Source organism: Asanoa siamensis, from assembly GCF_016862555.1.
In the GTDB taxonomy this organism is placed as follows: Bacteria; Actinomycetota; Actinomycetes; order Mycobacteriales; family Micromonosporaceae; genus Asanoa; species Asanoa siamensis.
The window spans coordinates 1-21017 of the sequence record NZ_BONE01000009.1 but is presented as its reverse complement, the minus strand read 5'-3'; the positions used below and the strand labels follow the sequence as shown (position 1 = coordinate 21017).

General features: G+C 71.9%; 21 protein-coding genes. 12 read left to right on the top strand and 9 right to left on the bottom strand.

Features of this window, described 5'->3' with window-relative positions:
* Nucleotides 1–78 precede the first annotated feature (78 nt).
* The 6 genes from Asi02nite_RS07935 to Asi02nite_RS07910 are packed head-to-tail and all read right to left on the bottom strand — an operon-like array spanning nt 79 to nt 5288.
* The gene (locus Asi02nite_RS07935; RefSeq protein WP_203711517.1) at nt 79–720 is read right to left on the bottom strand and encodes a hypothetical protein; all 642 of its coding nucleotides are present in this window, start codon (nt 718–720) and stop codon (nt 79–81) included.
* Nucleotides 721–773: 53 nt separating this feature from the next.
* A complete protein-coding gene (locus Asi02nite_RS07930) occupies nt 774–1628 on the bottom strand; it encodes an ABC transporter permease (protein WP_203711516.1) in 855 nt (284 codons plus the stop codon).
* Complete coding sequence (locus tag Asi02nite_RS07925; RefSeq protein WP_203711515.1) at nt 1625–2650, bottom strand: ATP-binding cassette domain-containing protein; 1026 nt, start codon at nt 2648–2650, stop codon at nt 1625–1627. Before Asi02nite_RS07925 ends, Asi02nite_RS07930 begins: the two co-directional genes overlap by 4 nt.
* A gap of 25 nt (nt 2651–2675) precedes the next feature.
* Nucleotides 2676–3242, bottom strand: a complete 567-nt coding sequence (locus Asi02nite_RS07920) for an NADPH-dependent FMN reductase (protein WP_203711514.1) — start codon at nt 3240–3242, stop codon at nt 2676–2678.
* Nucleotides 3243–3295: 53 nt separating this feature from the next.
* A complete protein-coding gene (locus tag Asi02nite_RS07915; RefSeq protein ID WP_203711513.1) occupies nt 3296–3628 on the bottom strand; it encodes an ArsR/SmtB family transcription factor in 333 nt (110 codons plus the stop codon).
* Between the two features lie 37 nt (nt 3629–3665).
* A complete protein-coding gene (locus Asi02nite_RS07910) occupies nt 3666–5288 on the bottom strand; it encodes an ABC-F family ATP-binding cassette domain-containing protein (protein WP_203711512.1) in 1623 nt (540 codons plus the stop codon).
* 81 nt (nt 5289–5369) lie between these two features.
* Between Asi02nite_RS07910 and Asi02nite_RS07905 the strand changes: the two genes are divergently transcribed.
* From Asi02nite_RS07905 to Asi02nite_RS07890, 4 genes are all read left to right on the top strand, one after another.
* Complete coding sequence (locus Asi02nite_RS07905) at nt 5370–6122, top strand: ROK family protein (protein ID WP_203711511.1); 753 nt, start codon at nt 5370–5372, stop codon at nt 6120–6122.
* 17 nt (nt 6123–6139) lie between these two features.
* A complete protein-coding gene (locus Asi02nite_RS07900; protein ID WP_203711510.1) occupies nt 6140–6505 on the top strand; it encodes a tetratricopeptide repeat protein in 366 nt (121 codons plus the stop codon).
* A complete protein-coding gene (locus Asi02nite_RS07895) occupies nt 6502–6756 on the top strand; it encodes a Smr/MutS family protein (RefSeq protein WP_203711509.1) in 255 nt (84 codons plus the stop codon). The genes Asi02nite_RS07900 and Asi02nite_RS07895 overlap by 4 nt, the downstream gene beginning before the upstream one ends.
* A 77-nt stretch (nt 6757–6833) precedes the next feature.
* Nucleotides 6834–7775 carry a hypothetical protein gene (locus Asi02nite_RS07890; RefSeq protein WP_203711508.1) on the top strand — a complete coding sequence of 314 codons (942 nt, stop codon included), beginning with the start codon at nt 6834–6836 and terminating at the stop codon, nt 7773–7775.
* Nucleotides 7776–7783: 8 nt separating this feature from the next.
* Here the strand turns inward: Asi02nite_RS07890 and Asi02nite_RS07885 are convergent, their stop codons facing one another.
* Nucleotides 7784–10177, bottom strand: a complete 2394-nt coding sequence (locus Asi02nite_RS07885; protein WP_239126560.1) for a M28 family peptidase — start codon at nt 10175–10177, stop codon at nt 7784–7786.
* Between the two features lie 152 nt (nt 10178–10329).
* On the opposite strand from Asi02nite_RS07885, the gene Asi02nite_RS07880 reads away from it, so the two are divergent.
* The 7 genes from Asi02nite_RS07880 (at nt 10330) to Asi02nite_RS07850 (ending at nt 18734) form a co-directional block, all read left to right on the top strand.
* Nucleotides 10330–11544 carry a PP2C family protein-serine/threonine phosphatase gene (locus tag Asi02nite_RS07880; protein ID WP_373312181.1) on the top strand — a complete coding sequence of 405 codons (1215 nt, stop codon included), beginning with the start codon at nt 10330–10332 and terminating at the stop codon, nt 11542–11544.
* Nucleotides 11541–13130 carry a sensor histidine kinase gene (locus tag Asi02nite_RS07875; RefSeq protein WP_203711507.1) on the top strand — a complete coding sequence of 530 codons (1590 nt, stop codon included), beginning with the start codon at nt 11541–11543 and terminating at the stop codon, nt 13128–13130. The genes Asi02nite_RS07880 and Asi02nite_RS07875 overlap by 4 nt, the downstream gene beginning before the upstream one ends.
* Complete coding sequence (locus Asi02nite_RS07870; protein WP_089255059.1) at nt 13127–13579, top strand: response regulator; 453 nt, start codon at nt 13127–13129, stop codon at nt 13577–13579. Before Asi02nite_RS07875 ends, Asi02nite_RS07870 begins: the two co-directional genes overlap by 4 nt.
* A 13-nt stretch (nt 13580–13592) precedes the next feature.
* Nucleotides 13593–14399: an inositol monophosphatase family protein gene (locus tag Asi02nite_RS07865; protein ID WP_203711619.1), complete on the top strand. Its 807-nt coding sequence runs from the start codon at nt 13593–13595 to the stop codon at nt 14397–14399.
* A gap of 111 nt (nt 14400–14510) precedes the next feature.
* Nucleotides 14511–15530 (top strand): coiled-coil domain-containing protein, encoded by a 1020-nt coding sequence (locus Asi02nite_RS07860; protein WP_505605310.1) that lies wholly within the window; start codon nt 14511–14513, stop codon nt 15528–15530.
* A gap of 18 nt (nt 15531–15548) precedes the next feature.
* On the top strand, nt 15549–17093 hold the full coding sequence (locus Asi02nite_RS07855) for a fused MFS/spermidine synthase (protein ID WP_203711505.1): 1545 nt from the start codon (nt 15549–15551) through the stop codon (nt 17091–17093).
* A gap of 54 nt (nt 17094–17147) precedes the next feature.
* The gene (locus Asi02nite_RS07850; protein ID WP_203711504.1) at nt 17148–18734 is read left to right on the top strand and encodes a serine/threonine-protein kinase; all 1587 of its coding nucleotides are present in this window, start codon (nt 17148–17150) and stop codon (nt 18732–18734) included.
* Here Asi02nite_RS07850 and Asi02nite_RS07845 read toward each other — a convergent pair.
* Nucleotides 18731–19396: a potassium channel family protein gene (locus Asi02nite_RS07845; protein ID WP_239126559.1), complete on the bottom strand. Its 666-nt coding sequence runs from the start codon at nt 19394–19396 to the stop codon at nt 18731–18733. The genes Asi02nite_RS07850 and Asi02nite_RS07845 overlap by 4 nt on opposite strands.
* Nucleotides 19389–20723: a TrkH family potassium uptake protein gene (locus Asi02nite_RS07840; RefSeq protein ID WP_203711503.1), complete on the bottom strand. Its 1335-nt coding sequence runs from the start codon at nt 20721–20723 to the stop codon at nt 19389–19391. Before Asi02nite_RS07840 ends, Asi02nite_RS07845 begins: the two co-directional genes overlap by 8 nt.
* Before the next feature lie 68 nt (nt 20724–20791).
* Between Asi02nite_RS07840 and Asi02nite_RS07835 the strand changes: the two genes are divergently transcribed.
* The coding region (locus tag Asi02nite_RS07835; RefSeq protein ID WP_275410286.1) for a glycerophosphodiester phosphodiesterase family protein at nt 20792–21017 on the top strand (226 nt) is incomplete at its 3' end.

Here is a 21017-nt window from a genome sequence, read left to right as displayed (position 1 = left end):
GGACGGGGCTGAGCGAGTCGTGCGGCTTCGCGGCCGCTGCTTCGCAGTCTCGACCGGCGGGCGGCGGTTGGCCCGGCTCTATCGGGCGCGGTCAAGCGACTCGTGCGACACCGCGTCCGTGCGCGGCCGCTGCTTCGGCGTCAAAGACCGGCTGACGACGGTTCCCAGCAACGCCGCCTGCTCCTGCTTCAGTTGGGCGAACGTCGCGCGCACGTCGGCCGTGAACGAGTCCGGCCAGTTCACCTTGGCGGTCCAGCCGTACCGCACTCCCTCTTCCTTCCACCGCAGGTGGGTGATCCGCCAGGAGTTGTAGTGGTCGACGAAGTCCAGGTAGGAGGGTGGCAGCTTGTGTCCGACGATCAGATGCGTCTGCGTGGAGAGCAGGCTCTGGATCGCCACGTTGCGTGGCATCAGGTCGTGATCCACCCAGAAGAGCCAGAGTTCCAGCTCCGCCTCGGGCAGCTCCCGGCTGCCACTGAAAACGTACCGCCGCCCGAGCGTGCCCAGCAGGTCGCGGAACGACGACTCGCCCTCCTCGACCAGGAACATCAACGGGCCGTAGAGCTTCTCGAGCTGCCGTTCGACGTGCGCGAGCCGGGCGGCCGCGTGTTGTTTGCGGCGGTCGATCGCGGCCGTGACGACATAGTTGACCAACCATCCGACCGCCGTGATCGACGCCGCGATGATGCCGACGATGAGCGTTGCGGAGGAGGCAGCCATCGGATCCAAGTATGCGGCCCCGCACCGAGGTGCGGGGCCGCGCGAACAAGAGATCAGCGCCGGTTGTACCGGTACATCGTCAGGAAGCCGAACACCACCACGAAGCCCGCGCTCCACATCAAGGTCCACATGATGCTCGACGCGTCCGGGGACCCCGCCATCACCGAGCGGATCGCGTCCACCAGGTGGGTGATCGGGTTGACCTTGACGAAGGCCTGTAGCCACCCCGGCATCGTCGAGGGCTCGACGAAGACGTTGCTCAGGAACGTGAGCGGGAACAGGACCAGCATGCTGACGCCCATCACCGACTTCTCGCTGCGCAGGATCAGGCCGAACATCGTCCAGACCCAGGAGAACGCGAACGAGAAGACGACCAGCAGGCCGATGCCCGCGACCACGCCCATGACGCCGCCGTCGGGGCGGAAGCCCAGGATCAGGCCCACGCCCAGGATGACCAGCGCCGCCAGGATGTAGCGGAGGACGTCGCCGAAGATCATGCCGACCAGGGCCGACGGGCGCCAGACCGGGAGCGTACGGAAGCGGTCGAAGACGCCTTTCTCGATGTCGGTGTTGAGGCCGATGCCCGTGTACATCGTGATCATCACGACGCTGGTGACCATGATGCCCGGCAGGAAGAACTGCAGGTAGGCGTCCGTGCTGCCGGCGATCGCGCCGCCGAACAGGTACGTGAACATCAGCGTCATGATGATCGGGAAGGCGGTGACGTCGAAGAGCTGCTCGGGCACGTGCTTGATCTTCAGCATCGCCCGCCAGCCGAACGTGACCGACGCCGACCACGCGCTCGGCCTTGGCGGTCGGGCCCCCGGCGCGAGGACCGCACCCAGCGTCTCGGGCGACGGGACGAAGACGGTCTGGACGTCGGACGTGGTGGTGGCGGCGGTGCTCATCGGGCGGTCTCCATCTCAGCCGAAGCAGAAGCAGAAGCAGCAGAAGCAGCAGAAGCAGCAGGAACAGCGTCCGTCAGCGCCAGGAACACCTCGTCGAGCGACGGCTGACCGAGCGAGAAGTCGTCGACGACGATCCCGGCGGCGGCCAACTCGGACAGCGCCCGCGCCGCCTGCGTGCTCGCCTCGAAGTCGGACCCGTCGACCCGCGCCGTGAGCGAAACCGGGTCCGCGTCCGGCTCGACCGCGGTGCCCAACGCCAGTGACAAGACCGAAAGCGCCTTCGGCCGCGCGCCCGCGTCCCGCAGTCGCACGTGGACGGTGCCCGAGCCGATCGACGACTTCAGCTCGCCCGGCGTGCCCTCGGCGATCACCTTGCCGTGGTCGACCACGGCGATCCGGGACGCCAGGCGGTCGGCCTCGTCCAGGTATTGCGTCGTCAGCAGCACCGTCGTGCCGTGCCCCACGACCGAGCGGATGATCTCCCAGACCTGGCTGCGGCTGCGGGGGTCGAGACCCGTCGTCGGCTCGTCGAGGAAGAGCAGTTCCGGCGTGTTCAGGATGCTCGCGGCGATGTCGATCCGCCGCCGCATGCCGCCGGAGTACTTCTTCACCTGCCGGTCGGTCGCGTCGGTCAGCCCGAACGCGGCGAGCAGCTCCTCGGCCCGTGCGCGAGCGGCCGGCTTGCGGTGGCCGAGCAGGCGAGCAAGCAGCACGAGGTTCTCGAGCCCGGTCAGGTCCTCGTCGACCGACGCGTACTGCCCGGTCATGCTGACCTTGGACCGCACGGCGTTGGCCTCGCGCAGCACGTCATGCCCGAACACCCGCGCCGAACCGCCGTCGGGGCGGGTCAGCGTGGCCAGCACGCGTACGGCCGTCGTCTTGCCGGCGCCGTTCGGACCCAGCAGGCCGTAGACACTCCCCGCCGGCACCCGCAGGTCGATGCCGTCCAGCGCCCGGGTTTTCCCGAACGTCTTCACCAGGCCTTCCGCTTCGATCGCGTGGCCAGTCGAGCGGTCGCTCATGGTTTCCTCCCGAGAAACATAAAGATCAAGAGACATAGGGGCGGGCGGTACGGCCGTCCCGCAGCGCCAGTCCCCACCAGCAGAGCTGGTCGAGCAGCACCTGGGCCGCCTGCACCGGCGTTTCCGCGGCGAGCAGTGACTCGACGTCGTCGCCGTCGAGCAGGTCGACGCCGACCCCGTCGCGCACGGTCATCGCGTGCAGGGCCGTGAAGACCGCGCGGAGCTGGCTGACCGCGTGCTGCCCGGCCGAGCGGCAGCCGTACGAGATGAAGCCGACCGGTTTCGCGTGCCACTCGTCGTAGGCGAAGTCGATCGCCTGCTTGAGCGACGCGGGAAAGCTGTGGTTGTACTCCGGGGTGACCACGACGAACGCGTCCGCGCGCTCGACCGACGCGGCGAAGGCCGACATCGCGGGCGTCGCCCGGTTCGGATAGCCGTTCGGGAAGGCGAACGACGCGAGATCGACGACCTCGACCTTGACCTCGGTACGCCCGGAAGCCTGCGCGACGAACCAGTGGGCCAGCCGATCGCCGACCCGCCCTTCGCGCGTGCTCCCGATGATCACCGCCAACCGCAACGGCGCGTCGCTCATGGTGACCACCTCCCTCTCACCAGGAAGGCGCGAGACGCGCCGCTAGATCGGATCTAGCGGGGCGGCCGGGCGCGCCGGCCACGTGCTAGTTCCGTCTCCAGTGCGTCCAGCCGCTGCGACCAGAACCGGCGATAACGGTCCAACCAGGCATCAACCTCCTGCAGCGGGGTCGCGTCGACCGCGTAGAGGCGGCGCGTCCCGGCCGCGCGCACGGTGGTGAACCCGTTGTCGCGCAGCACCCGCAGGTGTTGCGAGACGGCCGGTTGCGAGATGCCGAACTCCGCCTGCACGACGGCCCCGATCTCGCCGGCCGCGAGCTCACCGTCGGCCAGCAGCTCCAGGATCCGCCGCCGCACCGGGTCGCCGAGGACGTCGAACGCGTGCACGTCTCGACTGTCTAGCAGCGGGTTATATAAGTCAAGCCTAAAGCTCGGACACCCGGCCGGCGGACACGGCGAGGCGCCGGTTGACCCGCACCGCGTCGAGCATCCGGCGGTCGTGCGTCACCAGCAGCAGCGTGCCCTGATAACCGTCCAATGCCGACTCAAGCTGCTCGATCGCCGGCAGGTCGAGGTGGTTGGTGGGCTCGTCGAGCACCAGCAGGTTGACCCCGCGGGCCTGCAGCAGCGCGAGCCCGGCCCGGGTGCGCTCGCCGGGCGACAGGGTGGCCGCGGGTCGCAGCACGTGATCGCTGCGCAGGCCGAACTTGGCGAGCAGGGTCCGCGACTCGTCGGGAGCCATCTCGGGCGCGGCGGCCCGGAACGCGTCGACCAGCGGCTCGGGGCCGACGAAGGCGCCGCGGGCCTGGTCGACCTCGCCGACGACCACGCCGGGCCCGAGGTGCGCGGCGCCGGCGTCCAGCGGGAGGCGGCCGAGCAACGCGGCCAGCAGCGTCGACTTGCCGGAGCCGTTGGGTCCCGTGATCGCGACCCGGTCGGCCCAGTCGATCTGCAGGTCGACCGGGCCGAGGGTGAACGAGCCACGGTGGACGGTCGCCGCGCGCAGCGTGGCCACGACGGCGCCGGCCCGGGGCGCCGCGGCGATCGTCATCCGCAGCTCCCACTCCTTGCGCGGCTCCTCGACCACGTCCAGCCGCTCGATCAGGCGCTCGGTCTGGCGGGCCTTGGCGGCCTGCTTCTCGGTCGCCTCGGCGCGGAACTTGCGGCCGATCTTGTCGTTGTCCTTGGACTTGCGGCGCGCGTTGCGGACACCGTGTTCCATCCAGTTCCGCTGGGTACGCGCCCGCGCCTCGAGGTTGGCCTTCGTCTGCGCGTACTCCTCGAAGTTGTCCCGGGCGTGCTGGCGGGCCACCGCACGCTCCTCGAGATACGACTGGTAGCCGCCGCCGAAGAGGTTGACCTGCTGCTGGTGCAGGTCGAGTTCGAGCACGCTGGTCACGGTGCGGGCCAGGAACTCGCGGTCGTGGCTGACCAGCACGGTGCCCGCGCGCAGCCCGGTGACGAACTCCTCCAGCCGGGCCAGCCCCGCGAGGTCGAGGTCGTTGGTCGGCTCGTCCAGCAGGAAGATGTCGTAGCGGCTGAGCAGCAGCGACGCGAGCCCCGCCCGGGCCGCCTGGCCGCCGGAGAGGGCGGTCATCGGCAGGTCGGCGGAGAAGCCGAGGTCGATCTCGGCGAGCCGGTCGTCGAGATCGGCGCCGCCGAGGGTCAGCCAACGATCAAGGGCGATCGTGTACGCGTCGTCGGCGCCGGCCCGGCCCTCGGTGAGCGCCGCGGTCGCCTCGTCCAGCGCCTCCTGGGCGGCCGTGACGCCGGTGCGCCGGCCCAGGAACGCCCGGACGCTCTCGCCGGGCCGCCGGTCGGGCTCCTGCGGGAGGTAGCCGACCGTCGCGGTGGGCGGGTTCAGCGCGATGCTGCCCTGCTCGGCCGGGATCAGCCCGGCCAGCGTCCGGAGCAGGGTCGACTTGCCGGCGCCGTTGGGGCCGACGAGGCCGATGACGTCGCCCGGTGCGACCACGAGCGAGAGGTCGGAGAAGAGGGCCTTGTCGCCGTGGCCGGCAGCGAGGTCTTTGGCGATCAGCGTGGTCATGGCAGGCCGATGTTATCCGGGGCGGAGGCGATCTTCCGCTCCGTTTAGGCGCGACGCGGTCGTGATTGGCAGACTGAGCGGGTGGTGACGACGTTGGCGATCGACTGCGGGGGCGGCGGGATCAAGGCATCGGTGCTGGACGAGGCGGGCACGATGCGGGCCAAGCCCTTGCGCGTGCCGACGCCGTACCCGTTGCCGACCTCGCTCTTCGTGAAGACACTGCTGGATCTCGCGTCCCGGCTGCCCACGGCCGACCGGGTCACGGTGGGCATGCCGGGCATGATCCGGCACGGCGTGGTGGTGGCGACCCCGCACTACGTGACCCGATCCGGCCCGCGTACGAAGGTCGACCCGGACCTGGTCGGCGACTGGACCGGGTTCGACGCCCAGGCCGCGCTCGCGGAGGCGTTCGGCACGCCGGTGCTGGTGCTCAACGACGCCGAGGTGCACGGGGCGGGTGTGGTCGCCGGGGCCGGTCTGGAGCTCGTGATCACGCTCGGCACGGGGCTCGGCTGCGCCCTCTTCGACGGCGGGGCGCTCGCGCCGCACCTGGAATTCTCGCAGGCGCCGGTGCGTTGGGGCATGAGTTACGACACGTACATCGGCGAGCACGAGCGGCGCAGACTGGGCGACGCGTTCTGGTCGCGCCGGATCCGCACGGTGGTCGAGGGCCTGCGGCCGGTCTTCCTCTGGGACCGGCTCTACCTCGGCGGCGGCAACTCCCGGCTGGTCCGCCCGGAGCAGCTGGCCCGGATGGGTGACGACGTGGTCGTGGTGCCGAACACCGCCGGCATTCTGGGTGGCGTGCGGGCCTGGTCGCTGCGGCGGCCCTGAGGAAGGTGGAGGTGGAAATGGATCTCCTGGAGGAGTACCGCCGGGCGACCCTGTTCTTCGAAGCCGGTGACCCGGCCGGGGCGGCGCGGCTGCTCGAGCCGATCGTGGTGGCGGAGCCCGACAACGCGTCGGTGCGCCAGCTGCTGGCCCGGGCCTACTTCCAGTCGGCGCAGCTCGGTCGCGCCGAGGAGCAGCTGCGGGCGCTGGTCGACCGCGACCCCAGTGACCACTACGCGCACCACGTGCTGGGCCGCACGCTCGAGCGGCAGGGCCGGCAGTCGGAGGCGCTGACCCACCTGCGGATCGCCGCCGCGATGCACGCCGACCACCGCGACTACGCGGCGGCGCTGGAGCGCGTCGAGTCGAAGGTCAACCCCCGGTGAAGCTCAAGCTCGACCTGCACGACATCTACAACCGCGGCTCCGACATCGACCGGGCACTCCGCGGGATCATCGACGAGGCCGTGGCCAAGAAGGCCACCCTCGTCGAGATCATCCCTGGCAAGGGATCCGGCGCCCTCAAGAAGAAGGTGCTGCGCTTCCTCGACCAGAAGGACGTCAAGCAGCTCTACCACCGGGTCGAGAAGGACTCGAAGAACTTCGGCCGCCTTTTCGTTCATTTTAGGTGGAAGTAGACAAATCTCCACATTTTTGCCCCGGATCGGGCAGCATCGCACATGGGTGCGTCTCATGTCTGATTCGGGGGAACGAGATGCGGGGATCGGTGCGCGCCGCCCTGGCGGCGGCCGCTGTCGTCGGCGGGCTGGCGGTCGCGGTGGCGACCATTCCGAGGGCGGACATGTACCTCGACAACGTGTTGCCGGCCGGCCTGGTGGGCCGCGCGGCGACGCCGACACCGACGCCCTCGGTGACGCCGACGCCGACCCCGACGCCCACTCCGACGCTGCCGCAGGCACCGGTCGACCTGCCCGGTCAGGACGCGGCGCCGGTCGAGGTGCCGCCGGCGGATGGTTCGGTCCCGGGCACCGTCGCGAGCGGTGACCTGCCGACGGGCGGGATGGCCGACAACGGCACGATCAACGGCAACGGCATGGCGTACGACAGCGGCACCGCCTACGACGGCGGCGGCAGCACGTACGTCGACCCGGGACCGGCGGCCGGCGGCACCTACAGCGACGGCGGCGGCTACACCGACCCGGGCCCGGTCTACACCGACCCCGGCTACACCGACCCCGGCCTCGGCTACAGCGACGGCGGCACGGGTTACAGCGACGGCGGCTACAGCGACGGCGGCGGCTACTCGAACGGCGGCGCGATGGGCGACCGCGGCGACCTGGCCGACACATCGGACACCGCGGACACCATCCCGCTCTCGGCGAACATCAACCCGCTCACGGGCCTCGACGCCAGCGGCTACGGCTCGGCGACGGCGGCCGACGCGGAGAACGCGTCGAAGGCCGCCCCCGCCCCGGCCCCGGCGGGGCCGCAGTCAGGCACCGCCGGCGGCCCGAACGGCACCGAAGCCCCGGCCGCGGTCACCCTCCGGTCGGAGGACGACAAGCTCATCCCCACCGGCACGATCCCCCGCCTGACCGCACTCGCGGCAGCGTTCCTGCTCGCCGGCACCGCCATGACCCTGCTCCGCCGCCGACGCCGCCCGGCGACCTTGACGGGCCGCCACCGCGCCGCCTGACCGCGAGCTCAGAAGCTGTAGGTCTTGGCGACCAGGACCAACTCCGAGCTGTGGCTGCCCTGGATGCCGACGCCCGGCGGGCGGGCGCGGAAGCCCGGCAGGTCGTCCAGCCCGTCGCTGCCGTCGGCCACCCGCAGGCGGACCGGGCCCCGGCCCGTCGGGCGCAAGGTCAGTTCCACCGCGAAGCCGGCGTCGCCCGGGGCGTGGAAGACCAGCCCGAACGACCACGGCCCCGACGGCTCGACCGGCACCGCGAACCCGTTCACCGACGCCCGCTCCACGGTCGCCGTCGCCGCGTCGACGTGCAGGCTCGCCAGGCGGACCTGTCGCTGCGGGTCCACCAGCAGGCGCAGCGTGCGTACCGGTCCCGCGGTCGTGTCGGACACCACCGTCACGTTGGCGGGCGGCAACGACGCCGCCGGCGCCGGGCCCGTCCGCACCGCCTCGTCGCCCACGTCCGGGAACGCCGTGCCGATCTCCTCCGTGGACGTCACGTACCCGGCGGTCCACGACTGCGGCGACGACTCGTAGCTCACCCACTTCGCCTGGCCGCTGTCGGCGTCCAGCGCGTACATGAGATGGGTCGGCACCGGGTGTGCCGCGTCGAAGCGGTCGACCGCGAACGCCGACCCGCCCACCGCCAGAGTCGCCACCAGGGCCAGCACCGGCACGCCGAGCCCGAGTCGCCGGGCCCGCAGCGCGACCAGGCCGCGCTGGCCACCGGCCGCGGGCAGCAGCAGGTCCAGCACCGGCAGCGCCGCCAGGCCGAGGAGCACCGCGAACAGCGCGCCGACCCCGCCCATCGCCATGCCCAGCGCCGGGAAGAGCAGCACGACCGTGGGCGCCAGGATGACCACCGCGACCGCGGCCGCCGCCGTCAGCGCCACCACCGGCCAGACCCCGCGCAGCCGCAGCGCCACGATCCCGCCGAGCGCACCGGCCAGCGCGGGCAGCGCCGCCAGATAGGAACCGCCCGGCGTGAGGGCCGCCAGCACCAACCCGAGCACCGCCAGCCAGCCCAGTCCGCCGACAGCCAGGGCCGCGGGCCCGATCCGGCGCCGCAGCAGCGCGTACCAGGCGATCAGCACCGTCGCCGCGAGCAGCACGACGGTCAGCCGCCACAGCGTGGGCCGGTAGGGATCGAGCAGCGACGCGTAACCGGGCCGCAGCGCCGTGACCAGCGCCCACAGCAACTGAGCCGCCACCGGCGCCAGCACGATCGGCAGCAGGGCGAGACCGAATCCGCCGGCCACCCGGCGCCAGGTCGCCCGGCCCGACCGCACCACCAGCACGGCCAGCCCGAGCACCAGCGCCAGCGCGAGCACCGCCAGCGGCCACGTCAGCCAGCCCGGATAGACGACCAGCGTGCCCGGCACGGGGAAGTAGGTGGCGTCGCCGCCCGCCCGCAACGCGGCCAGATCGACGGCCCCGAACTCCCGCGCCAGCCCCAGCGCGTTGTCGCCGTGCTGCTGCAACGTCCGCCGATCCACGGACGCGGGTGTGTCCAGCGGCGTGTGGTAGATCGCCCCACCGTCGATGTAGGCCGAGTTCAGCCCCACGAACCCGTTGTCCAGGAACGCCGTGAAGTCGGTGTCGTTCGGCAGCAGCCGGTAGACCTCGACCGCGAACGACGTGCCCACCGGGTGCGGCGCCGACCGGGCGAACACGTCGACCAGCTTCGCGTTGTCGCGGGACGTCTCGAACATGATGACCGGGCCGGTGCTGCCGCGGGCCTCGAGGTTGAGGACGACCCCGCCCGAGGCGGCCAGCGGGTGCGCCGACGCGAACGCGAACGCGCCGCACAGGCACGCCTCCTCGGCGTCGGTCAGCACGAACACCACGTTGTTGCGCAGCGGGCCGGCCTGGCTCAGCGCGCGGGCCACCTCGACGATCGACGACGTGCCGGCGCCGTCGTCGTTGCCGCCCGGGCCGATCTGCACGGAGTCGTAGTGGGCGACCAGGAACACGGTGCCGGTCGGGTCGGTGCCCGGCAGTTCCGCGACGACGTTGCGGACGTGGGCGACGCCGGCCGCGCCGTGGCTGCCGCTCAGGTCGCCCGCCTCGCCGCCGGTCGCGTCCTGCTCCGTGGTGCGCAGTCCGAAACCTGACAGCGTTTCCACCAGATAGTCACGCACGGTGTCGTTAGCGGCGCTCCCCGTGACGTGGGTGCGCGCCGCGACCGTGTCGATGTGCGCGGCGGCGCGCCCCGCACTGAACGTGTCGGCCGGCGCCGACGCCGGTGCGGGGGAGGGCGGACGGATGTCCAGCAACGAGACGACGCCGATCGCGACGAGCACCGCGACGGCGGCGAGCGCGGTCAGCGCGCGCCGCACGGGGCGGGCCAGCGCACGGTCGGCGGGCGGCACGACCGGGGCGGCCGGCTCCTGTACTCCTGCGGACACCCGGGTCTCCTTCCGGAAAAGTGAGATCACCTTAGATCCACGCCGGGCCCGGTGGGCGGGTCTGCCTGGCACGGTGGGTGCACGGTGCCATACGGTTGCACACCGCGGGGTCAGTTGAGCGGGGGCAAGCAGCGGTACGAGAGGGTGGTGACGTGACCGAGAACCGGGTGGCTGCCGTCGCGGTGCCGCCCCAGCCTGCCGGCGCGGGGCGTGAACGCTCCGTGCAGCGGCTGCGCGTGCTGCTCATCGAGGACGACGACGCCGACGCGTTCCTCGTCGGTGAACTGCTCGACGAGGCCGACGCGGCCGTCGACCTGGTCAACGCGAAGAGCCTTGCCGAGGCCCGCCCGCTGATGGCCGGCGCCGACTGCGTGCTGCTCGACCTCGGTCTGCCCGACGCGCAGGGCCTCGACGGGCTGCGCCAGGTGCTCGCCCAGTCCGGCCGCGCCGCCGTCTGCGTGCTCACCGGCCGCCAGGACGAGCACCTCGGTGTCGTCGCGGTCGCCGAGGGCGCCCAGGACTACCTGGTCAAGGGCCAGGTCGACGGCGTGCTGCTGACCCGCGCGCTGCGCTACGCGGTCGAGCGCAAGCGGGCCGACGACGACGCGCTGCGGCTGCGCGAGGTCGAGTTGCGCCAGGCCGAGTCGGCCCGCCTCGAACGCGGCCTGCTGCCGCGCCCGCTGATGGAGACCGACCGCATCGCGGTCCACCCGTTCTACCGGCCCGGCCGGCACGCGGCGCTGATCGGCGGCGACTTCTACGACGTGGTGCAGAGCACGCCCGACCGGGTCGACCTGATCGTCGGCGACGTCTGCGGGCACGGCGCCGACGAGGCCGCGCTCGGCGTGATGCTCCGGGTCGCCTGGCGCGCGCTGGTGCTGGCCCGGGTGCCCGACGACGCCGTGCTGCCGGCGCTGGAGCAGGTGCTGATCAGCGAGCGGCGGCTGCCCGAGACGTTCACGACCGTCGCCACGGTCCGGCTCGACCTGCGGGCCAACCGGGCGACCGTCCGACTGGCCGGTCATCCGCCACCGTTGCTGTTGAGCAACGGTACTGTCGCACCCGTACCGGCGCCCGGTGGGCTCGTCCTCGGTGTGGCGCCACGTCCCCCGCGCGCCTACGACCTGGAGTTCGACAGCGATGACTGGTCCCTGCTGATGTACACGGACGGCCTGATCGAGGGTCGCGTCGGCGCGGGTGACGAGCGGCTGGACGTGCCGGGGCTCGTGGACCTCGTCGAGGCCGCCCGCGGCGTGCCGCTGCCTGACCTGCCCGCCTGGCTGGTCGGCCGCGCCGAGGACGCCAACGGCGGCCAGTTCGCCGACGACGTCGCCATGCTGCTGGTCAGCGCGGGCGGTGGCCGATGAGGACGTGGACCTTGCGACGCCGGGTGATCACACTCACCGCGATCGTCGGCGTCCTGCTGGTGCTGATCGCGGTGTTCGCCGCCGGCGTCGCCGCGCAGAACCGCAACCACCTCGACACGCTGCTCGACAAGACCGGCCCGCTGCGCACCAGCGCGCAAGGGCTGCAGACGGCGCTGGTCAACCAGGAGACGGGCATCCGGGGGTACGCCGTCAGCGGCGACCGTGGCGACCTCGAGCCCTACACCCGGGGTGTGGCCACCGAGCGGGATCTCGTCGCCACGATGCGCCCGCTGCTCCGCGACGAGCCGGAGATCGCCCGCCAGCTCGACCGCATCGAGGAGCAGGCCACCGCTTGGCGCACAAGCGTCGCCGAGCCCGTCGTGGCCGCGCCCGACATCGCCACCGCCCGCGGCTACGTCACCGACCAGGCGCGGGTGCGCTTCGACGAGATGCGCGCCTCCCTCGACGAGCTGCAGCGGCAGATGCTGGAGCTGCGCGACAAGGCCGCCGACCGGGCCCGGGACACCGGCAACACGCTGGTCTTCCTGCTCGTCGTGGCGGCGGCCGTGATCGTCGTGGCCGGCGTCGCGCTGCTGCTGTCGCTCAACCGGGTGGTCATCGGCCCGGTCACCGACCTGGCCGACCAGGTGCGCGACGTGCGCGCCGGCGACTACCAACGGAAGATCGCCGGTGTCGGCCCGCCGGAGCTGAGCCGGCTCGCCGACGACATCGACGCGATGCGCCAGCAGATCGCGGCCGACCTGGCCGAGGTCGGGGCGTCCCGGGAGCGCGTCGAGTGGGTCAACAACCAGCTCCAGCGCCAGGCCGAGGAGCTGATCCGGTCCAACCGCGACCTGGAGCAGTTCGCCTACGTCGCCTCGCACGACCTGCAGGAGCCCCTGCGCAAGGTGGCCAGCTTCTGCCAGCTCCTGCAGCGGCGCTACGCCGGCCAGCTCGACGAGCGGGCGGATCAGTACATCGCGTTCGCGGTCGACGGCGCCCAGCGGATGCAGCGGCTGATCAACGACCTGCTGGCGTTCTCCCGGATCGGCCGGGTCAACACCGGCTTCGTCGAGGTCGACCTCGACCGGGTGATGGCCGAGGTGAGCAGCCAGACCGAGAACGCCCGGGAGTACGCGGGCGGTGAGCTCGTCTTCGCCGACCTGCCGACCGTGTTGGGCGAGGAGGCCCTGCTCACCAACCTGCTGACCAACCTGGTCAGCAACTCGATCAAGTTCCGCCGGCCGGGCGTGCCACCCCGGGTCGAGGTCTCCGCCCGCCGGGTCGGCGACGAGTGGGAGATCAGCTGTGCCGACAACGGCATCGGCATCGAGCCCGAGTTCGCCGACAAGATCTTCGTGATCTTCCAGCGGCTGCACTCCAAGGACGCGTACCCGGGCACCGGCATCGGGCTCGCCATCGCCAAGAAGATCGTCGAATACCACGGCGGCCGGATCTGGGTCGACGTGGAGGCCACCGAGGGCACCATCATCCGGTTCACGCTCCCGGTGCTGGTCGAGGACCAGCCACCCGCACAAGCCGAACCCACCCACGACACGACGGGCGTAAAGGAAGTGGCGGCATGACCGCACCAGCCGACGGCAAGAGCCCCATCGAGGTGCTGCTCGTCGAGGACGACCCGGGCGACGTGCTCATGACGCAGGAGGCGTTCGAGGAGCACAAGCTGCGCAACCGGCTGACCGTCGTGTCCGACGGCGCGGAGGCGCTGGCCTACCTGCGCCGCGAAGGCCAGTACGCCGACGCGGTCGCCCCCGACCTGATCCTGCTCGACCTCAACCTGCCCCGCCGCGACGGCCGCGAGGTGCTGGAGGAGATCAAGAAGGACGACGAACTCTGCCGGATCCCGGTCGTGGTGCTGACGACGTCGGCCGCCGACGAGGACATCCTGCGCAGCTACCAACTGCACGCCAACGCCTACGTCACCAAGCCCGTCGACTTCGAGCGCTTCATCTCGGTCGTACGCCAGATCGACGAGTTCTTCGTCAGTGTGGTCAAGCTCCCCCCGCGCAACTGAAAGTGAACACGTGATCGACGCACAACTCGGCGGCCAGGTCAGCGCGCTCGTCCGGCACGTCGCCGCCACCGTCGTCCTGCCCTCCTACCGGCACCTGCAAGCGTCGGAGATCGGCGAGAAGGGCCCGGGCGAGGTGGTCACCGTCGCGGACCGCCGTTCCGAGGAGGCCCTCACCGCGGGCCTGCTCGACCTGCTGCCCGGCTCGGTCGTGGTCGGCGAGGAGGCCTACGCGGCCGACTCCGGCCTGCTGACCCGCATCGGTGGCCCGGCGCCCACCTGGATCGTCGACCCGATCGACGGCACGGCCAACTACGCCGACGGCAACGGGCCGTTCTGCCTGATGGTGGCGCTGATCGACGAGACCGGCCCGGCCGCCGCCTGGATCTACGACCCGATCGCGGACGAGATGGGGCACGCGGTCGCCGGCGGTGGCACGTACCTCGACGACCGGCGGATCGAGCCCACCGCGCCGCTGTCGCCGGAGCAGCTTCGCGGCGTGGCCCCGGCCACCTACTACCCGGCCGACCTGAAGGCCAAGGTCGAGAACGGCACGGTGCGGCTGGGCTCGGTCACCAACGGCCAGCGCTGCGCCGGCCGCGAATATCTCGACCTGGTCGGCGGCAAGCAGCAGTTCGCGATGTTCTGGCGCACCTGGCCGTGGGACCACGCGCCGGGCGCCCTGCTCGTGCGCGAGGCGGGCGGCGTGACCCGGCGCCTCGACGGCCGGCCCTATCTGGTCACTCCCGATCCGGGCGAGGGGCTGCTGGCGACCATCGACGAGCCGACCTGGCAGACGGTGGCGGGCGCACTCATTCCCTGACTGTCCGTAGTCGAATTTCGCGGGGACCCCGGACAGATCCCCATCGGGTACGCTGTCCGGCGGTCAGCGGGGGATCCATTGTGACGGAAGGGAATCGCAGTGCCTCGTACGGTGACGCGATACCGGTGGCGGGCCCTGCTCGCCGCACTGATCGCGACCGTGACGGTAGCGGTCGGTGCTCCGGTCACGGGCGCGGCCGCCGCGCCGAACCCCGCGCCCAAGGAAAACGACGAGAAGAAGCTGCGCGACAACCTCGAGGCCGCGGCCAAGGGCCAGGTCGAGGCGCAGCGCAAGCTCGACGACGCCAAGCGGCGGGCCTGGCGGCTCGACAAGGACGTCAAGCGGCTCGAGGCGCAGGTCGAGACGACCCGCAACACGGTCGGCGTGATGGCGGTCGAGTCCTACCGCACCGGCCGGCTCACCACCGTCTCGGCGCTGCTCAACAGCGCCTCGCCGGACGACTTCCTCCAGCGCGCGGGCAGCCTGGAGCTGATGGCCCAGCGCGACGCGGGCGCACTGCGCGGCTACGCGGAGGCGCAGGCCGCGGCCGTGGGGGCCCGGGCTCAACTCGACGCCGAGGTGCGCGAGCAGCAGAAGCAGGTCGCCACGCTGGCCAAGCGCAAGGAAGACGCCGAGCGGGCGCTGCGCACCATCGGCGGTGGCGCGAACAGCGGTGGTTATATCAACCCCAACTCCCCGGCGGCGAAGCCGGCGCCCCGCAACTCCGACGGCTCCTGGCCCTCCGAGTCCTGCACGATCGACGACCCGACGCCGGCCAGCGGCTGCATCACGCCGCGCACGCTGCATGCCCTGCGGCAGGCGCAGGCCGCGGACTTCGACCACTACGTCTCGTGTCACCGCTCCGGTGGCGGCGGCGAGCACCCCAAGGGCCGGGCCTGTGACTTCGCGGCGGCCGAGGGTGGTTTCGAGAACAAGAGCGCGACCGGCTCCGACAAGGCCTACGGCGACAATCTGGCGTCGTTCTTCATCAAGAACGCCAACGCGCTCGGGGTGATGTACGTCATCTGGTATCGACGGATCTGGATGCCGGGCACGGGCTGGAAGTCCTACAGCGGCGGTGGCGACCCGGCCGCCGACCACACCAACCACGTGCACCTGTCCATGCTGTGACCGCCGTACCCTGACGGAATGGAACAGACCACCGCGACAGCGGTCGAAGCGCCCGAACGGCGCCCCCTGCCCGGCGGCCTGGCCGCTTTCCTGGTGTTCCTGTCGAGCGGCGCCGTTCTCGTGCTGGAGACCGTCGCGTTGCGACTGGTCGGTCCCTACCTGGGCGTGACGCTCCAGGTGACCAGCTCGGTGATCGGCGTCGCGCTGGCGGCGATCGCCTACGGCGCCTGGACCGGCGGGCGCATCGCCGACAAGCGCGACCCGCGCACGCTGCTGCCGGGCGCGCTGGTGCTGGCCGGCATCGCGACGGCGGTGACCCTGCCGGTGGTCCGCTACGCGGGCGAGGCGCTGCGCGGCGAAGCGGTCAGCGGCATCCTGCTGCTCACCGCGCTGGCGGTGTTCGTGCCGGCCTTCCTGCTCTCCGCGGTCACCCCGCTGGTGGTCAAGCTCCAGCTCGGCGACCTGCGCAACACCGGCCAGGTGGTCGGCAAGCTGTCCAGTGTCGGCACGCTCGGCGCGGTCACCGCGACGCTGGTCACCGGCTTCATCCTGGTCGCGGCGCTGCCGACCTCGGTCATCCTGATCGCGCTGGCCGTCGCGTTGGGGCTGGCCGGCCTGGGCGTCGGCTACTACCTGCGCCGCACCGACCGGCTCGCGCTGGCCGGCACCAGCCGCGCGGGCGCGATGCTCGCCGTCGTCGGGCTCGCCGGCGCCGGGCTCTCCGCGGCCGCGCCGACGCCGTGCGACATCGAGACCGCGTACCACTGCGCCGCCGTCGTCGAGGACCCGGCCCGCGAGGGCGGTCGCACGCTCTACCTCAACTCGGCCCGCCACTCTTTCGTTGACCTGGACGACCCGACCTACCTCGAGTTCGCCTACACCCGCTGGCTCGGGGCGGTCGCCGGCGCGGTCAAGCCGGGCACCGAGCGCGTCGACGCGGTCCACCTCGGCGGCGGCGGTTTCACCATGCCCCGCTACGTCACCGCCACCCGGCCAGGCAGCGCCAACGAGGTGTACGAGCTGGACGGCGCGCTGGTCGACCTCGACGAGCGGGAGCTCGGCGTGAGCCAGGGTCCGCACCTGACCACCAAGGTGGGCGACGCGCGGATGCTGCTCGCGCAGCGGGCCACGGCCAGCGCCGACCTCGTGATCGGGGACGCCTTCGGCCACCTCGTGGTGCCCTGGCACCTGGCCACCCGGGAGATGGCGGCCGACATCCGCCGGGTGACCCGGCCCGAGGGCATCTACGCCCAGAACGTCATCGACTATCCGCCGCTGCGGTTCATCAAGGCCGAGGTGGCCACGGTCCAGGCCGAGTTCGCGCACGTCGCGCTGATCGCGCCGGAGCGGTCGCTGGCCGGCGAGCAGGGCTCCAACTTCGTCATCGTCGCCTCACCGGCCCCGCTGCCGATGGACCAGCTGCGGATGCGGCTCACCGAGGACGACGACGGCGGCGCGACCACCATCATCGAGGGCGCGGAGCTCGCGGCGTTCGTCGGCGACGCGGAGGTCCTCACCGACGAGTACGCGCCCGTGGACCAGCTCCTGGCCACCGGCGGCTGACCGAAACCGCACGTGGCGGGTTCGAACCGCCGCTCACCGGGCAACACATGACGCATGGCAACGGTCGGTGGGCGCTACCGGTTGGTCGAACGGCTCGGCGCGGGCGGGATGTCCGTGGTCTGGCGCGGCTACGACGAGGTGCTCGGCCGGCAGGTCGCGATCAAGGTGCTCGCCCCGACGCTGGCCGCGGACCCGGCGTTCCGGGAGCAGATCCGGGCCGAGGCGCAGGCCGCCGCGCGGTTGAGCCACCCGCACATCACCGGCGTGTACGACTACGGCGAGTCCGGCGGCGTCCCGTACGTCGTGATGGAACTCGTCGACGGCGTGCCGCTGACCGCCGTCACCACGCCGATGCCGTGGCAGGACGCGGTCGCGATCTGCGCCGAGATCGGTTCGGCGCTGGCCGCCGCGCACGCCCGCGGTGTCGTGCACCGCGACGTCACCCCGAGCAACGTGCTGCTCAGCGCGACCGGCGCCAAGGTGCTCGACTTCGGCATCTCGGCCGTCGTCGGCGAGCAGGAGATCGGCCCGGACGGCGCGCTGCTCGGCACGCCGGCCTACATCGCACCGGAACGGCTCGACGGCGGTCAGGTCTCGGCCGCGGCCGACGTCTACGGTCTGGGCCTGCTGCTCTACCGCAGCCTCGCGGGCCGGCTGCCGTGGTCCGGCCGGACCCGCACCGAACTGCTCCGCTGCCACCTCTACACGGCGCCCGACCCGCTGCCCGCGGTCGACGGGCTGCCGGCGGAGGTGGCCGACCTGTGCATGCGCTGCCTGGCCAAGGCGCCGAGCGAGCGGCCGACCACCGCTGAGGTCGTCGGCGTGCTGGCCGCGGCGATCGGTCACCTCCCGCGGCCGGTGTCGCCGGCCCCCGCCATCGGTGGCGGCTCGTTCGGCAACACCACGATCCTGCCGCGGACGGGCGACCCCGTGAAAGCCGCGGCCCGCGGGGTCGCGCCCGCGGCCGTGGTGCGTGACCTGCTGAAAAGCCGCCGGCACCAGGTCGTCGTCGGTGCGGCCGCGGCCGTCGTCGTGCTCGGCGCGGCCGGCGCCGGCCTGGCCGTGGCCCGCGGCTCCGGCGGCGGCTCCGGCCCGGGCCCGACCACGGCGCTCGCCGCCCCCGCGGCCGCCGCGGAGGCGCCGGCCTGCGAGGTCCGCTACGCGCTGCGGCGCGACTCGGGCGGGTCGTTCGACGCCGACGTGACCGTGGTCAACGCCGGCCGCGTCCCGGTCACCGACTGGTCGTTGGCGTTCAGCTTCCCCGGTGACCAGAAGCTGACCCGGGCGGCGGCCGCGACCGTCCACCAGCAGGGCAACGACGTCGTGCTCAAGCCGGCCGAACCGGCGGCCGTGCCGGCCGGCGGCTCGGCGGGCATGCGGCTGACCGGCAGCTACGGGCGGTCCAACGCATTCCCGGTCGAGTTCCGGCTCGACGGGGCGTTCTGCGCGCCGAAGCTGTCGACCGTCACCACGACGCAGCCGGTGGTGCGGCAACCCGCGCCGCCGAAGCAGCAGCCGAAGCAGCAGCCGAAGCCGAAGCCGAAGCCCCCGAAGGCCAAGGACGACTCGAGCGGCAAGGGCCCGGGCTCCCACAGCGGCAAGGGAAAGGGCGACGACGACGAGGACGAGGACGACGACTAGGTCGCCTGTGCGAACTTCTCGACCTTCTTCGCCTTGCCCGAGACGATCAGGGTCGCGTCCTCCGGGATCATCGTGTCCGGGGTGGCGAACGCGAACTCCTTGCCGGGCTCCTTCACGCCGACCACGGTGATGCCGTACTTCGTGCGCAGCGCCAACTGCGCCAGCGTCTGCCCCATCACGCCGCGCGGCACCCGGGTCTTGGCGATCGCGAAGTCGTCGTCGAACTCGATGAAGTCGATCATGCGGCTGCCGATCAGGTGGGCCACCCGCTCGCCCATCGTCGACTCCGGGTAGATCACCTTCGTGGCACCGACCGAGGAGAGGATCTTGCCGTGCTTCGTCGAGATCGCCTTGGCCCAGATGTGCGGCACGCCGATCTCGACCAGCGCCAGCACGGTCAGGATGCTGTGCTCCATGTGCGTGCCGATGCCGACCACCGCGTGGGTGAAGTCCGCGACGCCGAGTTGGCGCAGCGCGTCCTCGTCGGTGGCGTCGGCCTCGGCCACGTGCGTCAGCCGCTCCGACCACTCCTGCACCAGCTTGGGGTCGTTGTCGATGCCGAGCACCTCGTGACCGATCTTCTGCAGCGAGCCGGCGACCGCGCCGCCGAAGCGGCCGAGCCCGATCACCACGACGTTGTCGTCATGTCCGATGTCAGCCAACGATGGGTCGCTCCTCCGCGTATCGGTACAGTCGGCGCTGCGTGTTCAGGGCGATTGCCGACCCTACCGCGATCGTGCCCACGCGGCCGATGAACATCAGGACAACCAGGATGAGCTGGCCGGCGTGCGGCAGCCCGGGGGTGATCCCCGTCGACAGCCCGACCGTGGCGAAGGCCGACGTCACCTCGAACAGCGCGTCCTCGAACGAGACGCCGGTGGTCGCCTCCAGCAGCGCGAAGGTGCCGGTCGCCACCAGGCCCACGCCGAGCAGGGCCACCGTCATCGCCTGGCGCTGGGTGGACTCCGCGATCCGGCGCTTGCCGATCGTGACGTCCGGCTCACCGCGCAGTTCCGCCAGGATGACGTACGCCAGCAGGAAGAACGTGGTCAGTTTGATGCCGCCGGCCGTGCTCGCGCTGCCGCCGCCGATGAACATGAGCGCGGTCGACAGGGCCAGCGACTCGGTGTGGAACGCTCCCACGTCGACGGTGTTGAACCCGCCGGACCGGGTCATCGTGTCCTGGAAGAACGCGGCCAGGATCTTCTCGCCGACCCCGAGCGGCCCGAGGGTGCCGGGGTTGTCCCACTCCAGCCCGAGCAGCGAGACGAAGCCGAAGATCAGCAGCACGATGCCGCCGAAGACGGTCAGCCGGGTGTGCGTCGACCACTTGCTCGGGGTGCCGATCTCGCGGTAGAGCTCGAACAGCACCGGGAAGCCGATGCCGCCGGCGATCACCCCGATGGCCAGGGGCACGCAGATCCACGGGTCGTCGACGAACCCGACCAGCGAGTCGCTGAACAGCGCGAAGCCCGCGTTGTTGAACGCCTGCACCGCGTGGAACAGGCCGTACCAGGTGGCCTTGCCGATCGGATAGTCGTACGCCAGCCAGAACCGTGCACCGACGACCACCGTGATGGCCAGCTCGAACGTCGCCATGGTCAGCGCGATCCGGCCCAGCACCCGGCGCACGTCGCCCAGCAGCAGCGACGAGTCCTCGGCCTGGGCCATCAACCGGCTGCGCAGCCCCAGCCGCTGCGAGACGAGCAGCGCGAGCAGCGTCGCCATGGCCATGATGCCGAAGCCGCCGATCTGGGTGAGCACGGTCAGCAGCACCTGGCCGAAGCCGGTCCAGTAGGTCGCGGTGTCCACGACGGCCAGCCCGGTCACGCAGACGGCGGAGGTCGCGGTGAACAGGGCCGTGACGAACGGCGTCGCTCCGGGCTCCACCCGGGCGGCCGGCAGCATCATCAACAACGTGCCGACCACCACGGCGCCGAGGAACGCCAACGGCACGAGCCGGGCGGGGTGCTGCAGGGTGCGGCGCATCAGGCATTTCTTACCACGTTCACCGCGCGGCCAAGCGCCCGTCGTGGGACGTCGATTGACTGCGGCGCATGCGACGACGTACCGCTCTTTCCCTGACCGTGGCCGGCGCGGGCGCGATCGCGGCACCGGGCCTGCTGCCCACCGCCGCCTCCGCCACCGGTCGCCACGGCACCGATAAGCCCCTCGTGATCGGCCACCGCGGCGCCAGCGGCTACCGGCCCGAGCACACGCTCGAGTCCTACCGCCTCGCCGTCCGCCAGGGCGCCGACTTCATCGAGCCCGACCTCGTCTCCA